Here is a 17,976-nt window from a genome sequence, read left to right as displayed (position 1 = left end):
GAGGCGGTGAACCGAGTCAGGCGGATTCTGCACGAGTTTTGTTGCATGAGCAGCCGTTGCGCTTGTCAGGATCAACAGTCGCCCTTGCAGGCAAGCGCCGCCCGGGCATTCGGGCGGCGAGCGCGTCAGAAATGCGCTTTGACGATGGCGCTGAAGGTGTTCTGGTCGGTCGGGCCAACGAAGTTCTCGCTGACGAAGCCACCGTCTTCGATGCCGTACTTGTTCGACCAGTAGTCGTATTCGATACCGACATAGAGCTTGCCGGGCGTGTAGTCCAGCGCCTTGCCGAGGTCGTACTTGATCTGCGGGTTGAAGTGGAAGTTCTTCTTCAGCTCGGTGTTGCTGTTCTTCTTGTCGTTGACGACCCAGTCGATATAGCCGTCGAAGAGAATGTCCGATTTGCCCACCGGGAAGGTCATGGCCCAGGTCGGAGTAATCTGCCACTGACCGCCCGGCTTGCCGGTGGTGCCGTCGGGCTTACGGTAGTAAGTGTTCAGCGAGAAGCGGTCGAAACCGGGAATGGCGAGATCGACTGCCGGGCCGAGCAGGTAGTTCTGGTTGGGCGTACCGTCGTCCTGGCTTTCTCCGCGCTCGTAGGTTGCCGAGATGAGCACGTCCTTGATCGGACCGAAGGACAGGTCGGTACCCGTGATCTTGCCCAGCGAAAGGCGCGGGCTGAACTCACCGTAGTAGGTGTGACCGTCGCTGCCGGAGATGCCGTTGTACCACTTGTTGTCGACGAACAGGAACACGTCGCCCCACGTCCAGCCGCTGGCGTGTTCGAAGGTGATGGTCTGCTGGATGTCGCCGGCATCCACCTTGTAATCCTTGCCGTACAGGTAGGTCAGGCTGTTGTTCTGCCAGAGCATTGGGCTGGCCATGGCTTGGCTGCTGAGGATGAACCCGGCCGCGAGGGCTGCGGTGGTCAGGCTGCGCTTCATTGAGTGTGTCTCCGTATTGGCATTTGAATGAGCTTGTAAGTTGTCCAAGCGGTCAGGCTTTGGTCTCAAAGCAAGCGTCGCGCCAATACCGAAGATCCCATTGAGGTTCTTGATAAGTAATTGATAGAAAAAGATTTATTTTTCGAAGACGAAACGTTTTGACTGATGGCAGGGTTGCCGGATGGGAGGTGAGCGCGTTGGTGTGACCTGACCGATGCGTCAGCTTGCTTCAGTTTGGGGCGCTGCGATGGCCGATCGCCAGGCTCGCCACCGAAACGGTGCGTCGTCTGTCAAGGCAAAGTGAGGTGGGATTCGCGGAGGGATGAAACGCAACTGCCGGCAAGGCGCCGGCAGTCGGTTGTAGCGAACGAACTTACTGCTGGGTGACCAGGGCGGTGTTGTTCCAGCCGCTCTGGTTGATGTAGGCCGCATTGCCGTAGCCGGCCTGGCTGGCGATGGCGTCGTTGCCGAAGCCGTTCTGAGTCACCTTGACCAGGTGTTCGGCGCCGCTCTGGCTCAGCATTACGTCGTTGAAGTAGCCTTCCTGGCGAACGGTGGCCAGGTTGCCGCGGCCGTCCTGCTCGATGTCGGCTGTGTTGTTCGCGCCATAGCTGACACCGACGATCTCGTTGTCGACACCGTGTTGTACGGCATTGAGCTCATTAGCGACGCCGTCCTGGTGGAAGTGCAGATCATTGCCGCGGCCCTGCTGCTCTACAGAAGCGACGTTGAAAGCGCCTTCCTGGATGGTCTTGGCAGTCTGGTTGCGGCCGTCCTGGTAAACGTCAGCTCGGTTATCTGTACCAGCCTGCTCAGTTGTAGCGGTGTTGTTGCCGCCGAACCAGCCGTTGGTCTGCGTGATGCTCGAGTCGTTACGTTCGCCGTACTGCACGACGAAGGCGTTCTGTGCATTACCGCTCTGGTCCACATTGACGCTGTTGTGGCTGCCGACGGAATCGACATACGCCTCGTGCTGCAGGCCGGTCTGCGAAACCATCGCGTCGTTGCGCCAGCCGCTCTGCTCGACTTCGGCAATGGAACCGCTGCTGAAGACCTGCATCACTTGCGCATCGTTGTCGACGCCCTGCTGGGCGATGGTTGCGCGGTCGTGGTTGCTGAGGAACTGGGTGATGCTGGCGCTATTCAGGTCGCCGTTCTGGTTAACCACCGCCTGGCTGCCATAGGTGGCGGTCTGGGAGATCAGGCCGTAGTTGTCCTTGCCGTCCTGGTTGGTGGTGGCGTTGGTCATGGTCGCGCCGGACTGGAACGTCTCGGCAACGTTGTTGACGCCTTTCTGGTTCTGCGTGGCGCCAGTCTTGTAGGTGCCGGTCTGCTCTACCAGTGCATCGTTGCCCCAGCCGCTCTGGGTCTGGGTCGAGCCGGTCATCAACGTGCCGCTCTGGCGGGATTCGGCATTGTTGAAGTTGCCGGTCTGGGTCTGGGTGACGGTAGTGGCTTCCGAGCTGATCTGCTCGACCATTGCGTCGTTGCTGAAGCCGCTCTGGTTTTGTGTGGCGAAGTTGCCCGAACCGCCGCTTTGCAGCACTTCTGCGTTGTTGTTGATGCCGTGCTGGTTCTGCTCCGAGGTGTTCTCGGCGGCAAAAGCCTGGGCAGTGGCGACGGTCAGAATGGCTGCTACAAGAGGTTTGAACTTAAACATTTTTGTCACTCCATGGATGTTTTAAGTACAGCGGTATTTCCTTGGGATTAGCGGTACTGGCGAACCACTACCGTCAGACCTTGGCCGCTCTGGCTGACATTGCTGCTATGCCCGCTGCCGGTCTGTTCGATAAGGGCTCGATTGCTCGAACCCTGCTGTGCGATGGCGGCGCGGTTGTCCGAGCCGGTCTGTTCGATGTGGGCGTCGTTGTCGAAGCCGTTCTGGCTGATCAGCGCCGCGTTGCCCTGGCCGATCTGCTCGATGCTGGCGCCGTTGGCGTAACCGCTCTGGATGATGTAGGCCTCCAGCTCGGAGCCCGCCTGGGCGATGCGGCCGGTCATGCTGTCGCCGTTTTGCTGGATCAGCGCCGTGGAGCCCTGGCCGCCGGCGGCGGCGTGTGCGGCCGGATCGGCCGAGACAAAGGCCAATTCGTTGGGGGCGAGATCGAGTGAGGCGGGCATGTCGGCGTGGCTGGCGGTCGCCAGTAGCAGAACTGCGGGTAGCAGCAGGTCATGCGCAATCCGTTGCGAGCGTGTCATGGCGTCCTGTCCTGATGGGCTCTGATGTCGACATACTTGCCCTTAATCGGGGCGGCGAACATCCATCCAATGATTGAAAATGTTGCGATCCGGTGCGTAACGGGCGGCGATTGGCGAGTTACCTAGCTGCGGCCGGCGCACTCCCCGGTAATTGATGGCGCACGGCCGTGCGGACGGCACCGCCATGAGGCGTGCCGTCAGCCGGGATGGGAGTGGGGGAAGGCGGAAGCGTCGTCGGCGTTGCGCCGACTACTTGGATCTCAGTCCAGTTTGCTCAGGTACTTGCTCAGCGCCGGATGCTCGCCACCGCTGCCTTCGGCGGTCTGCCAGAGGCGCCGGTCGACGCCCTGGGCGATCAGGTGCGCCACGGCAGCCTCGATCGCCGAGAGTACGCAGAGCTGCGCCGGCTCGTTGGTGGTGTAACCCGCCTCCGCTTCGAGCAGTTCCTTAAACTCGATGAACTTGTAGACGTTGGCGCTACGGCCGACGGAGAAGATCGTCTTGGTGGTCATCACGTTCGACAGTACCCTGCCGCTGCGCACGTCGATGGCCCGCAGATTCACCGTGACCTGATCGACGCGGTATTCCTGCGACAGTCCGATGCCCAGATAGCGCGCACCCTGGCCGCCACTGCGCACGTTGGTTTCGTAGGCGACGATGGCACCTTCCATGATGATGTTGGCCGCCAGCAGCGACGGCAGCTCGGACTGGATATTGGGTGCGACATCCGGCTTGGCCTGCGAGGCGCGGATGATCTTGCGCTCGGTCAGCACGTTCTGCAGGCCTTCACGCTCGAGCACCACGAACCAGCCACTGGCCTGCATGGCATCGACCAGCATGCTGGCCGCGCCCTGGGTCACCGCGGTGGAGAAGGAACTGGCCGGAGTGGGCTTGTACTGGCCGGTCTGGTCGCGAAAGCCGTACACCGCAGCCACCAGCGGACCTTTCGGGCGCGGTAGAGCCAGCAGATCCTGGTAGGTCGAGGTGCGTGGGGTCAGGGTTGGCGGATGCTGGTCGGCAGACATGGGCTCGCGAACGGCGCAACCCTGCAGTACAGCCATCATCCCTATGGCTACGAATAGGCTTCTCATGGCCTTTGTTTCTCCTTGGGGGTCAGTTTTGACCGACTATGATTTCGGACATTTCGCCGGTGAGTCGGTCGGTGATTTCCACGATCAGCATGCCGGCGTCGCCGTTGTAGACGCGCACGATGAAATCGTCGGTGGTCACGGTGCCGGTCTTGCCATCGGTCACGCCGCTGAGCAGATCGCCCAGCAGGCGCGACTCCAGCTGGCTGGTGAAACGGTCCAGGGCAGACTGGTTTTCCAGCAGCGAGGAGCGATCGATGGCATCCGGGTCCTTCTTGCTGTTCTGCGCCTGCGCGTTGCCGAGCAGCCAGGCACCGTTGAGCGGGCTACCGCCGAAGGATGGGTTTACGGGGGTGTACACCAGCTCGGTGGCGCTGGCGCCAGTGCTGAGCAGCAGGCTGGCGAGCAGCGCGCCGAGCGCCTTATGAATGTGCTGTTTCATAGTTCGTCCTTGGCCATGTCAATGTTGTCTTCGAACAGCGCTTCGATCTTGCGCCGGTTGATTTCCTGCACCACGTAATCGGCAGCCTCGTAGGCCGGTTCCTTCATGTCCGCCACGTTGGGCTGCAGGAAGCGGCGATACAGGGTCTGGTTCTCGTGCTCCACCCAGACCAGAACGCCCCAGCGCGCCGAGGGCCTTTCCTTGATGGCAAGGTTGAAGTCCAGGGCGCTGATGTCGTTCAGGCGCTCGCAGAAGCGCAGGTAGAACTCGTGACCGGAGCGGGAAACCGTGTTGTTGGTGATGAATCCTTGCAGCTCGGCTTCGTCGGCCTGAGCGGTCAGGCTCAACAGCAGCAGAAGCAACGCGGCGGTGCGTTTCACGACACCGCCTCACCAACGTGCGCCAGCACCAGTGAGGCACCCTGGGCGCGATTGCTGGCGCCGAGCTTGCGCAGGGCGTTGTGCACATGGCTCTTGATGGTGTGGATGCTCAGGTGCAGCCTTTCACCGATGGCCGCGTTGGACAGGCCCTGGCCGGCGAGCGCGAGGATCTGCTTTTCGCGCAGGGTCAGCTCGTCGATGACCTGATGTGCGTTGCTGAGCTGCCGGTAGCGACAGAGCAGCGTTTCCATCAGCTCCCTAGGTAGCCAGTCGCCCCCGGCGAGCATGGTCTGGATACCGCGGACAAACATGGCGCGTGGCGTCGCGCGGTAGAAGACCCCGCGGATCCAGGGGTGCGTTTCAACCAGTCTGCGCGCCTGATCGGGCTGGGCGTTGATCAATGCTAGCGGTGTGTCGCCGAACTGGCGGAGCAGGTGCACGCAATCGTTGCGGTCGTAGCTGGCGACATCGAGCAGCACCAGCGCGGAATCAATCTGTTCGGATCGCGGCGTGACCATATGCACCAGTGTGCAGCTGGGGCAGTCGTACAGGTGCTGGCGCAGCGTGCTGTCGAGCAGCTTGCTGGCAGAGAGAAGCGTTATGCGGAATTGGGCTGGCTGGAAAGCCGGCGCGACGTCGTCTTTCATTCGCATGTCCTTTGCTGAATGTTGATGGGCAGTCCTTGATTGCGTGACGCGCAGAGAGCGGTCCCGTCTGGCAATTGAAAGTAGTTCAGCTTTGCGACAAAAAAAAGTCAAAAGTTAAATTTTGCGTCAGCATCCCGACGAAAAGGGTGTTCAGAGAATCTGCTGGAACTCGGAATGCTTCCGTCCTAGAGTCTGATCTCTTGGATGGATGGCCTCGGTCTGGCCACGTAGATGGAGATGGAGCGATGGTTGATCCCGTGTTCTGGCTGGTGTTCTTCTCGGCGGCGCTGGCACTGAATCTGTCGCCCGGGCCGGATCTGCTCTACGTGATTTCACGCACCCTGAGTGGCGGCCGTCGCATCGGCATGATTTCAGCCTGTGGCGTTTGCAGCGGTGCGCTGGTGCATGTGGCGTTCGCCGCGCTGGGCATCTCGGCGATCCTCGCCACTTCGGCGCTGGCGTTTACGGTGGTCAAGTACGTCGGTGCTGCCTATCTGCTTTATCTCGGCTATCAGGCACTGCGCTCGGCCGGCGGCGGAACCGTGCTGGCCCTCAAGGCAGCGCCGCATGCGTCTGCTTGGAAGGCCTACCGCCAGGGCGTGCTGGTCGATCTGCTGAATCCCAAGGCGGCGATTTTCTTCATGGCTTTCCTGCCTCAGTTCGTCCGCCCCGAGCATGGCTCCGTACCGCTGCAGCTGCTGGTTCTCGGCGTGCTGGTGGTTGTCGTGGCGATCATCATCGAGTGCGCTGTGGTGCTGCTGGCGGCCCGCGCCACCCAGGCGCTGCGCGACAATCCGGCCATAAGCCAGTGGCTGGACCGGGCGCTGGGCTCGATGCTCATCGCCCTGGGTATTCGCCTGGGCTTGAGCGAACGCCTCTGAAAGGGAATTGATCGTCACGGTGTGGCTCTCATGAAGAAGGGCAGCCCTTCGGCAGCCCATGATGGGAGCTGTGTATGTCTCAGCAGAGCAAGAACACCTCGGCCAGCCTGATCCCCTGCCTGCGCTATCGCGATGTGGCCATCGCCATCGACTGGCTGAGTCGGGCCTTCGGTTTCGAATGCCAGCGCCAGTACCGCGACGAACAGGTCGGCATCACTCATGCACAACTGGCTTTCGGCAACGGCATGCTGATGGTCGGGCCGGTAGTGGACTCCGAGTACGGCCAGCAACTGCGCCAGCCCGACGAGATTGGCGGCGCATCGACCCAGGGCATCTACGTGATCGTCAACAGCGCCGATGCGCTCTACGCCCAGGCCAAGGCGGCCGGGGCGCAGATCGTCGTCGAGCTCAAGGACGAGGATTACGGCGGTCGCGGCTTCACCTGCCGCGATATCGAAGGGCATCTGTGGAGCTTCGGCACCTACGACCCCTGGGCGGACGAAGCGGCGGGAAGCGTCGCCCAGGCTTGAGTACGTTCCTGCGCGCGGGGCATCGCGCCGACCATCGGGGGGAATGTTCGGCGCAGCGTCGCTGTCAGCTTAACTACGACAGCAGACTGCGGAGGAACGACGATGGCCTACGGAAAACTCTACGGCGCCCTGGTGGTGCTGACCGGTGCGTCCAGCGGCATCGGTCGCGCCGCTGCCCAGGCTTTCGCCCGCCAGGGCGCGCGGCTGGTGCTTGCCGCGCGCGACGCCGAAGCGCTGACGGAAACCGCCGATGAATGCCGCGCGCTCGGTGGCGAAGTCCTGGTGGTGCCCACTGACGTCACCCACAGCGACGAGGTCGAAGCACTGGCCAGCGCTGCGGCGGAGTTCGGCCAGGGGCGCATCGATGTGTGGATCAACAATGCCGGCATCGGCGCGGTCGGCGCGTTCGACGAGACGCCACTGGATGCCCATGAACAAGTGGTGCAGACCGATCTGCTCGGCTATCTGCGTGGCGCCCATGTGGTGCTGCCGTACTTCAAGCAGCAAAAGAGCGGTGTGCTGATCAATACGCTGTCGGTCGGCAGCTGGGTGGCGCAACCGTTCGCGGCGGCCTATTCGGCCAGCAAGTTCGGCCTGCGCGGCCTGTCCCAGGCGCTGCGCGGCGAACTGGGAGCCTGGCCGGGGATTCACATCTGCGACGTGTATCCCGGCATTGTCGATACCCCCGGCTTTCGCGACGGCGGCAACTACGCCGGGCGCTCGTTGCAGCCGCCGCCACCGCTGCTCGATCCGCGTCAGGTGGCCGATGCCATGGTCAGTCTGGCCCTGCATCCGCGCCACACCACGTCGGTCGGCGCGACCGCCACATTGCTGCGCCTGGCGCATTTCCTCACCCCGGGCTTCGATCGACTCAATGGGCTGCTGACCGGCTTCGCGCTTGGCCGCGCGCAGCGAGTGGCGCCCTCGTCAGGCAATCTCTTTCATCCGCCGCTGGGCCAACGGCGCATCGATGGCGGCTGGCGCTCGTCGCCGGATGATGACAAGCGCTGGCTGTTGATCGGCGGCGTGGCAACCGGGTTGATCGGTCTTGGCGTATGCCTGGCGCGGCGGCGCTGACCCGCTGTCAGCGCACCTTCGGCGCGGCACTGACGCCTTCGAGCGTGGCGAAGGAGGTGTCCTTGGCGGTCAGCAGGAAGTCGCGCATGAAGGGTGAGTCGAGCATGTCGGCGCGGATGCCCGCATAAAGCGTGGCGAACAGACCTTTGTCGCCCAGCCGTTTGGCGGTGACGTAGCCGCGTGAACTGTATTCGTGCAGTGCCCAGTTCGGCAGTGAACAGACGCCGCGCCCCGACGCCACCAGCTGCATCATCATCACAGTGAGTTCCGAGGTGCGTACCTGCGCCGGTTCGATGTCGGCCGGTTCGAGGAAGCGGGTGAAGATATCCAGGCGGTCGCGTTCGATGGGGTAGGTGATCAGCGTCTCGCTGGCCAGGTCTTCCGGTCGGATGTACGGCCGCGCGGCCAGTGCATGCTGGTTCGCCACCGCCAGCAGGGCCTCGTAGGTGAACAGCGGCACGTAGGTGATGCCGGGCAGCTCCAGCGGGTCGGAGGTGACCACCAGATCGAGATCACCGCGCGCCAAGGCCGGTAGCGGGGCGAAGGAGAAGCCCGAGGCCAGATCCAGCTCGACCTCGGGCCAGGCATCGCGGAACTGGTCGATGGTCGGCATCAGCCACTGGAAGCAGCTGTGGCATTCGATGGCCATGTGCAGCCGCCCGGCGGTTCCGCCGGCCAGGCGGGCGAGGTCACGTTCGGCACTGCGCAGTTGAGGCAGCATCAGATCCGCCAATTGCAGCAGACGCAGGCCGGCGCTGGTAAAGCGCACCGGGCGGGTCTTGCGCACGAACAGCTGCAGGCCGAGGCGTTCTTCCAGTTCCTTGAACTGATGGGAAAGCGCCGACTGCGTCAGGTGCAGGCGCTCGGCGGCTTCGACGAGACTGTCGGTTTCCCGAAGTGCATGAAGCGTCTTCAGGTGACGAATTTCCAGCATGCCGAACTACCTTGCGAAGCGGGATCAGCACGAGCTCGAGCAGCAGGCCTGATGTTCCCTGAATGAATAAGCAGATGAGCAACGCTCATCCGTCGCAAGTGTGTCCCAGCATCTGGATGCTGTCGAGTGGCCGCTACGCAATCGGCCGGGCCATTCAGAACCAGAGCCGCGAAACCATGTAGGCCAGACCAAAGAAGAACAGCAGCGCGGCAAGGATCATCGCGCCGTCGCGGGCCATCATGCCCAGCCCCAGCACGCTCAACGCCGCGCCGGCAGTGGAGTTGCCGAACGGGATCAGCTCCAGCGGCGGCATGGTGGCCGCGATTGCCAGACACAGCACGGCATTCAGCCGATTCGCCAGGCCGTTGGTAAGGAAGGTCAGCCGCCGCTTGAGCAGCCGGTCGACGAAGCCGGCAATGCGATGCAGGAAGGCTATGGCCTTGTCGTACTTGCTGCGCGAGGCGCTACGCCGCAGCAGCCATTTGGGCAGCCAGAAGTGCTTCCGGCCGATCAGCAGCTGAAGCGCGATCAACGAAACCATCACCGCGAACACGCTGGGCAATCCGGGAATTCCCGACAGCGGCGAGAACACCAGCAAGCCTGGCACCAGCAACAGGGCACCGAAGCTGCGCTCATCGGTGGCCTGCAGCATGCACTCGATGGTCACCGGCTGGTCGGCTTCGCCGGCCTGTTCGAGACGCTGCAGCAGGCTTTCGAGATTCTGCGGTGGCTGATCCGGGTTCATGAATACGCCTGGTAGGGGAGGTTTCTTTTAGAGCCCTGAGGCCCCGAAATGCTCCTGCATGAATATTTCTATATTTCAAATGTAATTACATGAGTTTGTTTCACGCAGTCATGGCGCGGACAATCAGCCCATTCATGCAGAACGACATTTGGAGTGAGAAATGGCTGTAGCGCACAACCTCGGTTTTCCACGCATTGGTGCGGACCGCGAGCTGAAGAAAGCTCTGGAGGCATATTGGAAGGGCGAGCTGGACCAGCAGGGGTTGCGCCTGGTTGGTCGTCAGCTGCGTGCACAACACTGGCAAGCCCAGGCCGATGCCGGTATCCAGTTGCTGCCGGTGGGCGACTTCGCCTGGTACGACCAGGTTCTGACGCACTCGCTGATGTTCGGCGTGGTGCCGCAGCGCTTCCGCCCGGCCGATGGCCAACCGACGCTGGACACGCTGTTCGCCATGGCCCGTGGCGTGACGAACAGCTGCTGCGGTGGCGCCCAGGCCCAGGAGATGACCAAGTGGTTCGATACCAACTATCACTACCTGGTGCCGGAGTTCAGCGCCGATCAGCAGTTCCAGCTGTCCTGGTCGCAACTGTTCGAGGAAGTCGAAGAAGCGCTGGCGCTAGGCCATGCGGTCAAGCCGGTGCTGATCGGCCCGCTGACCTATCTCTGGCTGGGCAAGCTCAAGGGCGAGGCTGCCGAGCGTTTCGACAAGCTCGAGCTGCTCGAACGACTCTTGCCGGTCTACGGCGAGGTGCTCGACCGGCTGGCGGCGCAGGGCGTGGAGTGGGTGCAGATCGACGAGCCGATCCTCGCCCTCGACCTGCCGCAGGACTGGAAGAACGCCTTCGAGCGCGCCTACAACCTGCTGCAGCGCGCCCCGCTGAAGAAGCTGGTCGCCACCTACTTTGGCGGACTGGAGGACAACCTCAGCCTGGCGGCGGCGCTGCCGGTGGACGGCCTGCACATCGATCTGGTGCGTGCGCCGGAGCAGTACCCGCTGATTCTCGATTGGTTGCCGACCTACAAGGTGCTGTCGTTGGGGTTGGTCAATGGGCGCAACGTCTGGCGCTGCGACCTGGAGAAGGCTCTGGAGGTGGCGCGGCATGCCGCCGAGCGGCTGGGTGATCGTCTCTGGCTGGCGCCGTCCTGCTCCCTGCTGCACAGCCCGGTGGACCTCGAGCGGGAAGATCGGCTCGATCATGAGCTGAAAGGCTGGTTGGCCTTTGCCGTACAGAAATGCGCCGAAGTGGCGACCCTGGCCCGAGCCATCAACGAGCCGACGAACGAGGATGTCGCGGTCGAGCTGGCGCGCAGCCGTGCGGTGCAGGCGGCACGTCAGCACTCGCCACGCATCCACAAGCCGCAGGTTCAGGCACGCCTGAATGCCATCCAGCCACAAGACAGCCGGCGCATGTCGGTGTTCGCTGCGCGAATCGAACAGCAGCGCGCGCGGCTCGACCTGCCGGCGTTCCCGACCACGACCATCGGCTCGTTCCCGCAGACGTCGGCTATCCGCCTGGCGCGGCAAGCCTACAAGCAGGGCCGGTTGTCGCTCGGCGATTACACCGAGGCGATGCAGGCCGAGATCCGCCATGCGGTGGCGGTGCAGGAGCAGATCGGCCTGGACGTGCTGGTGCATGGCGAAGCGGAGCGCAACGACATGGTCGAGTATTTCGCCGAGCAGCTCGATGGCTATGCCTTTACCCGGTTCGGCTGGGTACAGAGTTACGGCTCGCGCTGCGTGAAACCGGCGGTGATCTACGGCGACCTCAGCCGCCCGCAGCCGATGACCGTCGACTGGATTCGCTACGCCCAGCAGCAGACCCACCGGGTGATGAAGGGCATGCTCACCGGGCCGGTGACCATGCTGATGTGGTCGTTCGCTCGTGAGGATGTGTCGCGGGAGGTTCAGGCACGGCAGCTGGCGCTGGCGATCCGCGACGAGGTCTGCGACCTGGAAGCCGCCGGCATCCGCATCATCCAGATCGACGAAGCGGCGTTCCGCGAGGGCTTGCCGTTGCGTCGCGCGCAGTGGCAGCACTATCTGGACTGGGCGGTCGAGGCGTTCCGTCTGTGTGCCAGCGGCGTGCGCGACGAGACGCAGATCCACACGCACATGTGCTACAGCGAGTTCAACGACGTCATCGAGTCCATCGCGGCGATGGATGCCGATGTCATCACCATCGAGACCTCGCGTTCGCAGATGGAGCTGCTCGAAGCCTTCCGCGCCTTCGACTATCCCAACGATATCGGCCCGGGGGTCTACGACATCCACTCGCCACGCGTTCCGGATACTGCCGAAATGGTGCAGCTGCTGGAGAAGGCCGCCGAGCGCATCCCGGCCGAGCGGCTGTGGGTCAATCCGGATTGCGGGCTGAAGACCCGCGCCTGGCCGGAGACCGAAGCGGCGCTGGTGAACATGGTGGCGGCTGCCCGTCAGCTGCGTGCCTCGCGCAACGCCAAGGTAGCCTGAGGTCGACGCGGGCGCAGCGCTCCAGTGCGGGCGCTGCGCCGTGGTGCGTCAGCCCTGGGCGACGTGGTCGAAGTGGGTCAGGCGCTCGGCTGTCCGGCTGTCCAGATAACGCTGCAGCAGTGCGACCTCCGCGGGCTGCATGAACAGGCCGAGCTTGGTGCGGCGCCAGAGGATGTCTTCTGCCGTCTGCGCCCATTCCTCGACCATCAGGTAGTCCACCTCGCGCGCGTGCAGGCCGGCGCCAAAACACTCGCCAAGGTCCTGCAGCGAATCGGTGCCCTTGAGCAGCAGCCAGCTGCGGCTGCCGTAGGTGCGTGCCCAGCGCCGGGCGATCGGACCGGGCAGCCATGGATAACTGGCGCAGAGCGCGTGGGCCAGCGCCGATGGCTCGTCCAGATGCTCACCGCCAGGCAGGGCGGCGTCGTGTGTCCAGGGCTGTTTCATTTCGGGAAACAGCGGCGCCAGCTGTGCCAGTGCCGCTTCGGCGAGCTTGCGATAGGTGGTCAGTTTGCCGCCGAATACCGAGAGCAACGGTCCCTCACCAGCGCTATTGCTGAGCGTCAGCGTGTAGTCGCGGGTGATCGCCGAGGGCTGGTCGGACTCGTCATCGCAAAGCGGTCTGACCCCAGCATAGCTGTAGCGGATATCGGTGCGACTCAGTTGATGCTTGAAGTGCGCGTTGACGATGGCCAGCAGGTAGTCGATTTCTTCGTCGGTGATTTGCACCCGCGCCGGGTCGCCGTGGTACTCATGGTCGGTGGTGCCGATCAGGCTGAACTGGCCGAGGTACGGCGTGATGAACACGATGCGCCGGTCCTCGTTCTGCAGGATGTAGGCGTGCTCACCTTCATAGAGTTTCGGCACGATGATATGGCTGCCCTGGATCAGGCGCATGCCGTGCGGGGATGTCTGCCGGAGTTGCTCTTCGATGAACGAGGCCACCCACGGGCCGGTGGCGTTGACCAGGGCGCGCGCGCGGATCGAAAAGCGGCTGCCATCCTCACGTTCCAGATGCAGGTGCCAGAGCGCTTTGCTGCTGCGCGCACTGACGCAGCGAGTGCGGGTGTGGATATGGGCCCCCAGCTCGCGTGCCGCCATGGCATTGAGAACCACCAGCCGGGCGTCATCGACCCAGCAATCGGCGTACTCGAAACCATGGGTGATTTCGTCCTTGAGCGGGCTGTCGGCACCGAAACGCAGACTGCGCGAACCGCCGAGCTTCTCGCGCTTGCCGAGGTGATCGTAAAGAAACAGCCCGGTGCGGATCATCCACGACGGCCGCAGATGCGGGCGGTAGGGCAGCACGAAGCGTAGCGGGGTGATGATGTGCGGCGCCTTGGCCAGCAACACTTCGCGCTCGGCCAAGGCCTCGCGGACCAGGCGCAGTTCGTAATGCTCGAGGTAGCGCAGCCCACCATGCACCAGCTTGCTGCTGGCTGAGGAGGTGTGTTCGCCCAGGTCGCCCTGCTCGCAGAGAAACACCGACAGGCCGCGCCCGGCCGCATCGGCGGCGATACCCGCGCCATTGATGCCGCCGCCCACCACGGCCAGGTCGTAGACTTCCGCGAGCGGTGCAAGAAGAGGATGATTCATGGGCGCTTATAACTACCGATTCTCTGTTGCGTTACGTTACCGCCATTCATCAATCATTAGCACTACAAAGCCATGACACCTGCCATCGACCTGTTGAAAAAAGCCCGAGCCGAACACTCCGTACACAGCTACGAGCACGATCCCAAGTCTGCGTCCTATGGACTGGAGGCGGCGGAAAAGCTTGGGCTGGAGCCCGCGCGGGTATTCAAGACGCTGCTCGCCTGTAGCGAGAAGAACGAGCTGCTGGTCGCCGTGGTGCCCGTCGCCGGCACCCTCGATCTCAAGGCGCTGGCCCAGGCGGCCGGCGTGAAGAAGGTGGAGATGGCCGATCCGATGGCAGCCCAGCGGGCCACCGGTTACCTGGTCGGTGGTATCAGTCCGCTGGGGCAGAAGAAGCGTCTGCGTACCTTTATCGACAGTTCTGCGCAGGCGCAGGCGAGCATCTACGTGAGCGCTGGTCGTCGCGGGCTGGAAGTCGAGCTGTCCCCCGCCGTGCTGGCTGAGCACAGCAAGGCTGTTTTTGCGTCGATCGGGCGCGGCTGATAGCTGATAGCTGCGAGGGTCCGGTCAAGCGAGGTGAAAATTTGCAATGCGCCGAAACATCGGTGCGTCAGCTGGAGACCAGGCTTCGCAACAACGCCTGGGCGTCCTGAGCACCCATCATGGCTGCGGCGACCAGTGCTGTGGCGCCATTGGCGTCGACGGCTTGCGGGTTGGCACCCCGGGCGATCAGGTGTTCGATGATTTCGGTACGGTTGAACATGGCTGCCATCATCAGAGCGGTTTTGCCGTCCTCGCAGGGGCTCTCGACATCGGCGCCGTGCGCCAGCAGCAACTCGATCATGTTCAGGTCGCCCTTGAAGGCTGCGCCCGCCAGCGGCGTATGACCGCGAATATTGCGCAGCTGCGGATCGGCGCCATGCTCGAGCAGCACACGACTGGCTTCGAGGTGGCCGTGGTAGCTGGCGAGCATCAGTAGGCTGTCGCCGGCGTGATTGCGAAGATCGGCTGGCATACCCTGCCTGAGCAGTTCACCAAGGCGCGAGCTGTCGCCGTTGCGAGCGCTGTCGAACACCTGCTCGGCGAAGGCGAGGGTGGCGTCATCCAGTTCTGGCAGTTGTCTGGGCGTTTGCATCGCGGTTCTCCATGGCTGTCAGCAGTTCGCCTGCCGTATCGAGAGCCATTGTGGTTATCGGGCTGGCGATGCGCCAACCAAGGCTTTCTATCCTGCGGATAGGCGCTCTGTATGTGCGCCCAGTCCCAAGCGATGGCCAGCCCGAAGGAATATCGGAACGCCATCGGATCAGGCTCGCGTGTCAGAAGCCGGTGCGGTTGTGGCAGTATTCGACGGCCCGACACTCCGATGCCCGAAGCGATGAAGCCTGAAGATCTCGAACGCCTGGTGACCCAGACGATGCCCTACGGTAAGTACAAGGGCCGGTTGATAGCCGACCTGCCGGGTAATTACCTCAACTGGTTCGCCCGCGTCGGCTTTCCGCCTGGCAGCCTCGGCCAGCTGCTGGAGCTGATGCACGAGATCGACCACAACGGGCTTTCAGCGCTGTTGGAACCCTTGCGCCGCCGCAACGCCTCGCGCGGCTGATCGCCGGCGAAGTGCCTACCGTCACGGTTGCTCGGTTTGCTCGCGCAACACCTCCAGGGCCGGCGCGGCATAGATGCCTACTTCCACCGCCAGCTCCATCAGTCGTGGCACATCGCAGGTGTAGACCAGCACCGCCTGCAGCTCATCGTCCAGCGGCTCGCTGAAGTCCACCAGCACGTAGCCACCTTTCTCCGGATACAGGCTGCTCAGCTGCACCTGAATGCGGTTCAGCGCTGTCAGCGGCTCGGTCTTGGCGAGCTGCTTGGGCTTGAGGACGAAGGTCACGCTGTCGCCGAAGGACGCGACGATCTGTGTGAACAGCTCCTGATAATCATCAGCCTGGAACAAGACCGTCTCCGGCAGGCTGCCGACCACTACCCATTCGCCGAGAGGAATGGGAAAGCTGTCGTCGTAATTGATGTCCGGGTTGGCCTGTAGAAATGCCTGCGGATCGGCGTACGCCTCCGCGGCTTCTGCCGCGACGCGGCCAATTTCGTCGTCGGTCATGCAGCCGGAGCTGATAAGGCTGATCAGTGCGGCAAGTTGGTCTTTCATGTGTGTTCCTGCGCGAGTGAGCACGCAAGGATAACCAAGGTCGTTGTCTCGTGTGCACCGCTGGTTGCGCAGCGGGCCGCTGTGTCTGGTATATGCAAAGCAGTTCTAAGCTTATTCTGTTTCTGGAGGGCCGCCGTGGCGATGTGGTAGCGTCGCTTCTGCGACAAGCTGCCGCACACCATCGATAGAACCCGAGCGTTGGCGAAGACCACGCCGGTGGCGGCAAGCATAACTACAACCGCTGATGAGGCCCTTTCATGAAACTCACTCACTGGCCCCTGGCCGGTGTGGCTGCGTTGTTACTGACGATGCAGGCACAGGCTGCCGATGGGCAAAAAATCTACGCGCAGGGCGGCGCCAACCCTGCGGCGATGGCGTGTGGCACGTGCCACGGTGCCGATGCGATGGGGATGGCGGCGGCCGGCTTTCCACGCCTCGCCGGGATATCCGCCGGATACACGCGCAAGCAGCTCGAGGACTTCCGCTCCGGTGCCAGAAGCAATCCGGTCATGCAGCCAATTGCTGCGGCCTTGAGCGACGAAGAGATGGATGCCGTGGCGGCCATGCTCGAAGCCAGGCCAGCGCCGGTTTTCGCCAGTATCGGTCGGGCGGAAAAGGCGGAAGGTGTGGGGCCGCGCCTTGCCCTTCGTGGTGCCTGGGAACGCAACATTCCCGAGTGCGTGGCCTGCCATGGCCCCGCTGGCATTGGGGTCGGTGAGAGCTTCCCGCCGCTGGCCGGGCAGTCGATGCAATACCTCAGCGCGCAGCTCAATGCCTGGCGTCAGGGTACGCGCAAGAACGATCCGAACGATCCGAACGATCTGATGGGTCATATCGCCCGCGCGATGACCGACGACGAAGTGCAGGCCGTCGCCGAGTACTTTGCCGGCCTGGAGCACAAGGGGGGCAGCCAATGAGAACCTACTGGTTAACGATGCTGGCCATGGCGGTCAGCGGTGCGTCGCTGGCGGCCGAGATCAAGATGGACGACCAGTCCCAGCTGACACAGAAAGCTGCCAAGGACGCAGGTGAGAACTTCTTCCAGCCACCGCAGGAAAAGGATCTGCCGGCCAACGCCTATGGCGAGCTGGTGCAGCACGGCCGGGCGATCTTCGTCGACACTCAGAAGTACGCCGCCGAATACGTCGGCAACGGCATGAATTGCACCAACTGCCATCTTGATCAGGGGCGCAAGGCCAACTCAGCGCCGCTGTGGGGCGCGTATCCGATGTATCCGGCTTACCGGAAGAAGAATGACAAGGTCAACAGCTACGCCGAGCGGATACAGGGCTGTTTCCAGTTCAGCATGAACGGCAAGCCGCCGGCAGCCGATAGCCATGTGATCAATGCCCTGACGGCCTATTCCTACTGGCTTTCCACTGGTGCTCCGACAGGCCAGGAGCTGCCGGGGCGGGCCTATCCTGAAGTCCCACAGCCCAAAGGTGGTTTCGATATTGCCAAGGGCAAGCAGATCTATGCCGAGCAGTGCGCGGTCTGTCACAGCGACAACGGCCAGGGCCAGCAGGCGGGTGGCGCGTATGTGTTCCCACCGTTATGGGGTAAGGACTCGTTCAACTGGGGTGCCGGCATGCACCGGATCAACACCGCCGCGGCCTTCATCAAGGAGAGCATGCCGCTGGGCAAGGGTGGTTCGCTCAGCGACGAGGATGCTTGGCACGTGGCCGCATACATGAACAGCCATGAGCGGCCGCAGGACCCGCGTCTGGTCGAAGGCTCGGTAGAAAAGACGCGAGTTCGCTACCACGCCAACGACGGCGTGAATCTCTATGGACAGGAGGTGGATGGCGTCGTACTTGGACAGGGCATCAAATAGGGACTTAAGTACATCATTGAGGACAGAAGAGGGCGCCATTCGGCGCTCTCTTCATTT

The 17,976-nt window shown here is 62.9% G+C and carries 20 protein-coding genes; 8 read left to right on the top strand and 12 right to left on the bottom strand.

Annotated features, from left to right (window positions below; translation table 11 throughout):
• Positions 1-125 precede the first annotated feature (125 nt).
• The 7 genes from LW136_RS15975 to LW136_RS15945 form a co-directional block, all read right to left on the bottom strand.
• Positions 126-941: an outer membrane protein OmpK gene (locus LW136_RS15975; RefSeq protein WP_003280206.1), complete on the bottom strand. Its 816-nt coding sequence runs from the start codon at positions 939-941 to the stop codon at positions 126-128.
• 373 nt (positions 942-1,314) lie between these two features.
• Positions 1,315-2,601, bottom strand: a complete 1,287-nt coding sequence (locus LW136_RS15970) for a PPE repeat-containing protein (protein ID WP_041014651.1) — start codon at positions 2,599-2,601, stop codon at positions 1,315-1,317.
• Positions 2,602-2,648: 47 nt separating this feature from the next.
• Positions 2,649-3,140 (bottom strand): curli production assembly protein CsgB, encoded by a 492-nt coding sequence (locus LW136_RS15965; RefSeq protein WP_041014650.1) that lies wholly within the window; start codon positions 3,138-3,140, stop codon positions 2,649-2,651.
• A gap of 260 nt (positions 3,141-3,400) precedes the next feature.
• Complete coding sequence (locus tag LW136_RS15960) at positions 3,401-4,231, bottom strand: CsgG/HfaB family protein (protein ID WP_036998768.1); 831 nt, start codon at positions 4,229-4,231, stop codon at positions 3,401-3,403.
• 22 nt (positions 4,232-4,253) lie between these two features.
• A complete protein-coding gene (locus tag LW136_RS15955) occupies positions 4,254-4,670 on the bottom strand; it encodes a curli assembly protein CsgF (protein WP_041014649.1) in 417 nt (138 codons plus the stop codon).
• On the bottom strand, positions 4,667-5,050 hold the full coding sequence (gene csgE / locus LW136_RS15950; RefSeq protein ID WP_041014648.1) for a curli production assembly/transport protein CsgE: 384 nt from the start codon (positions 5,048-5,050) through the stop codon (positions 4,667-4,669). Before csgE ends, LW136_RS15955 begins: the two co-directional genes overlap by 4 nt.
• Entirely contained in the window at positions 5,047-5,697 is a 651-nt protein-coding gene (locus LW136_RS15945; RefSeq protein WP_041014647.1) for a helix-turn-helix transcriptional regulator, read from the bottom strand. Before LW136_RS15945 ends, csgE begins: the two co-directional genes overlap by 4 nt.
• A gap of 245 nt (positions 5,698-5,942) precedes the next feature.
• Here LW136_RS15945 and LW136_RS15940 point away from each other — a divergent pair, with 245 nt between their 5' ends.
• The 3 genes from LW136_RS15940 (at position 5,943) to LW136_RS15930 (ending at position 8,185) form a co-directional block, all read left to right on the top strand.
• A complete protein-coding gene (locus tag LW136_RS15940) occupies positions 5,943-6,578 on the top strand; it encodes a LysE family translocator (protein WP_041014646.1) in 636 nt (211 codons plus the stop codon).
• Between the two features lie 74 nt (positions 6,579-6,652).
• Positions 6,653-7,108, top strand: a complete 456-nt coding sequence (locus tag LW136_RS15935) for a VOC family protein (RefSeq protein ID WP_014821084.1) — start codon at positions 6,653-6,655, stop codon at positions 7,106-7,108.
• A 102-nt stretch (positions 7,109-7,210) separates the two neighbouring features.
• Positions 7,211-8,185 (top strand): SDR family oxidoreductase, encoded by a 975-nt coding sequence (locus tag LW136_RS15930; protein WP_041014645.1) that lies wholly within the window; start codon positions 7,211-7,213, stop codon positions 8,183-8,185.
• 7 nt (positions 8,186-8,192) lie between these two features.
• On the opposite strand, the gene metR is transcribed toward LW136_RS15930, so the two are convergent.
• Positions 8,193-9,119, bottom strand: coding sequence for a transcriptional regulator MetR (metR, locus tag LW136_RS15925; RefSeq protein WP_014821082.1), 927 nt, complete (start codon positions 9,117-9,119; stop codon positions 8,193-8,195).
• A gap of 154 nt (positions 9,120-9,273) precedes the next feature.
• Positions 9,274-9,864, bottom strand: coding sequence for an exopolysaccharide biosynthesis protein (locus LW136_RS15920; RefSeq protein WP_044315395.1), 591 nt, complete (start codon positions 9,862-9,864; stop codon positions 9,274-9,276).
• Between the two features lie 160 nt (positions 9,865-10,024).
• Between LW136_RS15920 and metE the strand changes: the two genes are divergently transcribed.
• Complete coding sequence (gene metE, locus LW136_RS15915; RefSeq protein WP_234173183.1) at positions 10,025-12,334, top strand: 5-methyltetrahydropteroyltriglutamate--homocysteine S-methyltransferase; 2,310 nt, start codon at positions 10,025-10,027, stop codon at positions 12,332-12,334.
• A 48-nt stretch (positions 12,335-12,382) separates the two neighbouring features.
• On the opposite strand, the gene glpD is transcribed toward metE, so the two are convergent.
• Positions 12,383-13,927: a glycerol-3-phosphate dehydrogenase gene (gene glpD / locus LW136_RS15910; protein ID WP_234173182.1), complete on the bottom strand. Its 1,545-nt coding sequence runs from the start codon at positions 13,925-13,927 to the stop codon at positions 12,383-12,385.
• A gap of 72 nt (positions 13,928-13,999) precedes the next feature.
• Here glpD and ybaK point away from each other — a divergent pair, with 72 nt between their 5' ends.
• A complete protein-coding gene (gene ybaK, locus LW136_RS15905) occupies positions 14,000-14,470 on the top strand; it encodes a Cys-tRNA(Pro) deacylase (protein ID WP_044314475.1) in 471 nt (156 codons plus the stop codon).
• Between the two features lie 67 nt (positions 14,471-14,537).
• Here ybaK and LW136_RS15900 read toward each other — a convergent pair whose 3' ends face one another.
• Positions 14,538-15,062 carry an ankyrin repeat domain-containing protein gene (locus LW136_RS15900; protein WP_044314474.1) on the bottom strand — a complete coding sequence of 175 codons (525 nt, stop codon included), beginning with the start codon at positions 15,060-15,062 and terminating at the stop codon, positions 14,538-14,540.
• A 240-nt stretch (positions 15,063-15,302) separates the two neighbouring features.
• On the opposite strand from LW136_RS15900, the gene LW136_RS15895 reads away from it, so the two are divergent.
• Positions 15,303-15,530, top strand: a complete 228-nt coding sequence (locus LW136_RS15895; RefSeq protein WP_003280237.1) for a DUF3820 family protein — start codon at positions 15,303-15,305, stop codon at positions 15,528-15,530.
• Positions 15,531-15,551: 21 nt separating this feature from the next.
• On the opposite strand, the gene LW136_RS15890 is transcribed toward LW136_RS15895, so the two are convergent.
• On the bottom strand, positions 15,552-16,085 hold the full coding sequence (locus tag LW136_RS15890; RefSeq protein WP_014821075.1) for a hypothetical protein: 534 nt from the start codon (positions 16,083-16,085) through the stop codon (positions 15,552-15,554).
• Between the two features lie 257 nt (positions 16,086-16,342).
• Here LW136_RS15890 and LW136_RS15885 point away from each other — a divergent pair, with 257 nt between their 5' ends.
• A complete protein-coding gene (locus LW136_RS15885) occupies positions 16,343-17,002 on the top strand; it encodes a c-type cytochrome (RefSeq protein ID WP_234173181.1) in 660 nt (219 codons plus the stop codon).
• Complete coding sequence (locus LW136_RS15880; RefSeq protein WP_041014638.1) at positions 16,999-17,919, top strand: c-type cytochrome; 921 nt, start codon at positions 16,999-17,001, stop codon at positions 17,917-17,919. Before LW136_RS15885 ends, LW136_RS15880 begins: the two co-directional genes overlap by 4 nt.
• The last annotated feature ends 57 nt before the right edge of the window (positions 17,920-17,976 follow it).

Origin of the sequence: Stutzerimonas kunmingensis (assembly GCF_021432085.1) — a bacterium.
In the GTDB taxonomy this organism is placed as follows: Bacteria; Pseudomonadota; Gammaproteobacteria; order Pseudomonadales; family Pseudomonadaceae; genus Stutzerimonas.
This window is presented reverse-complemented; position numbering and strand designations above follow the sequence as displayed.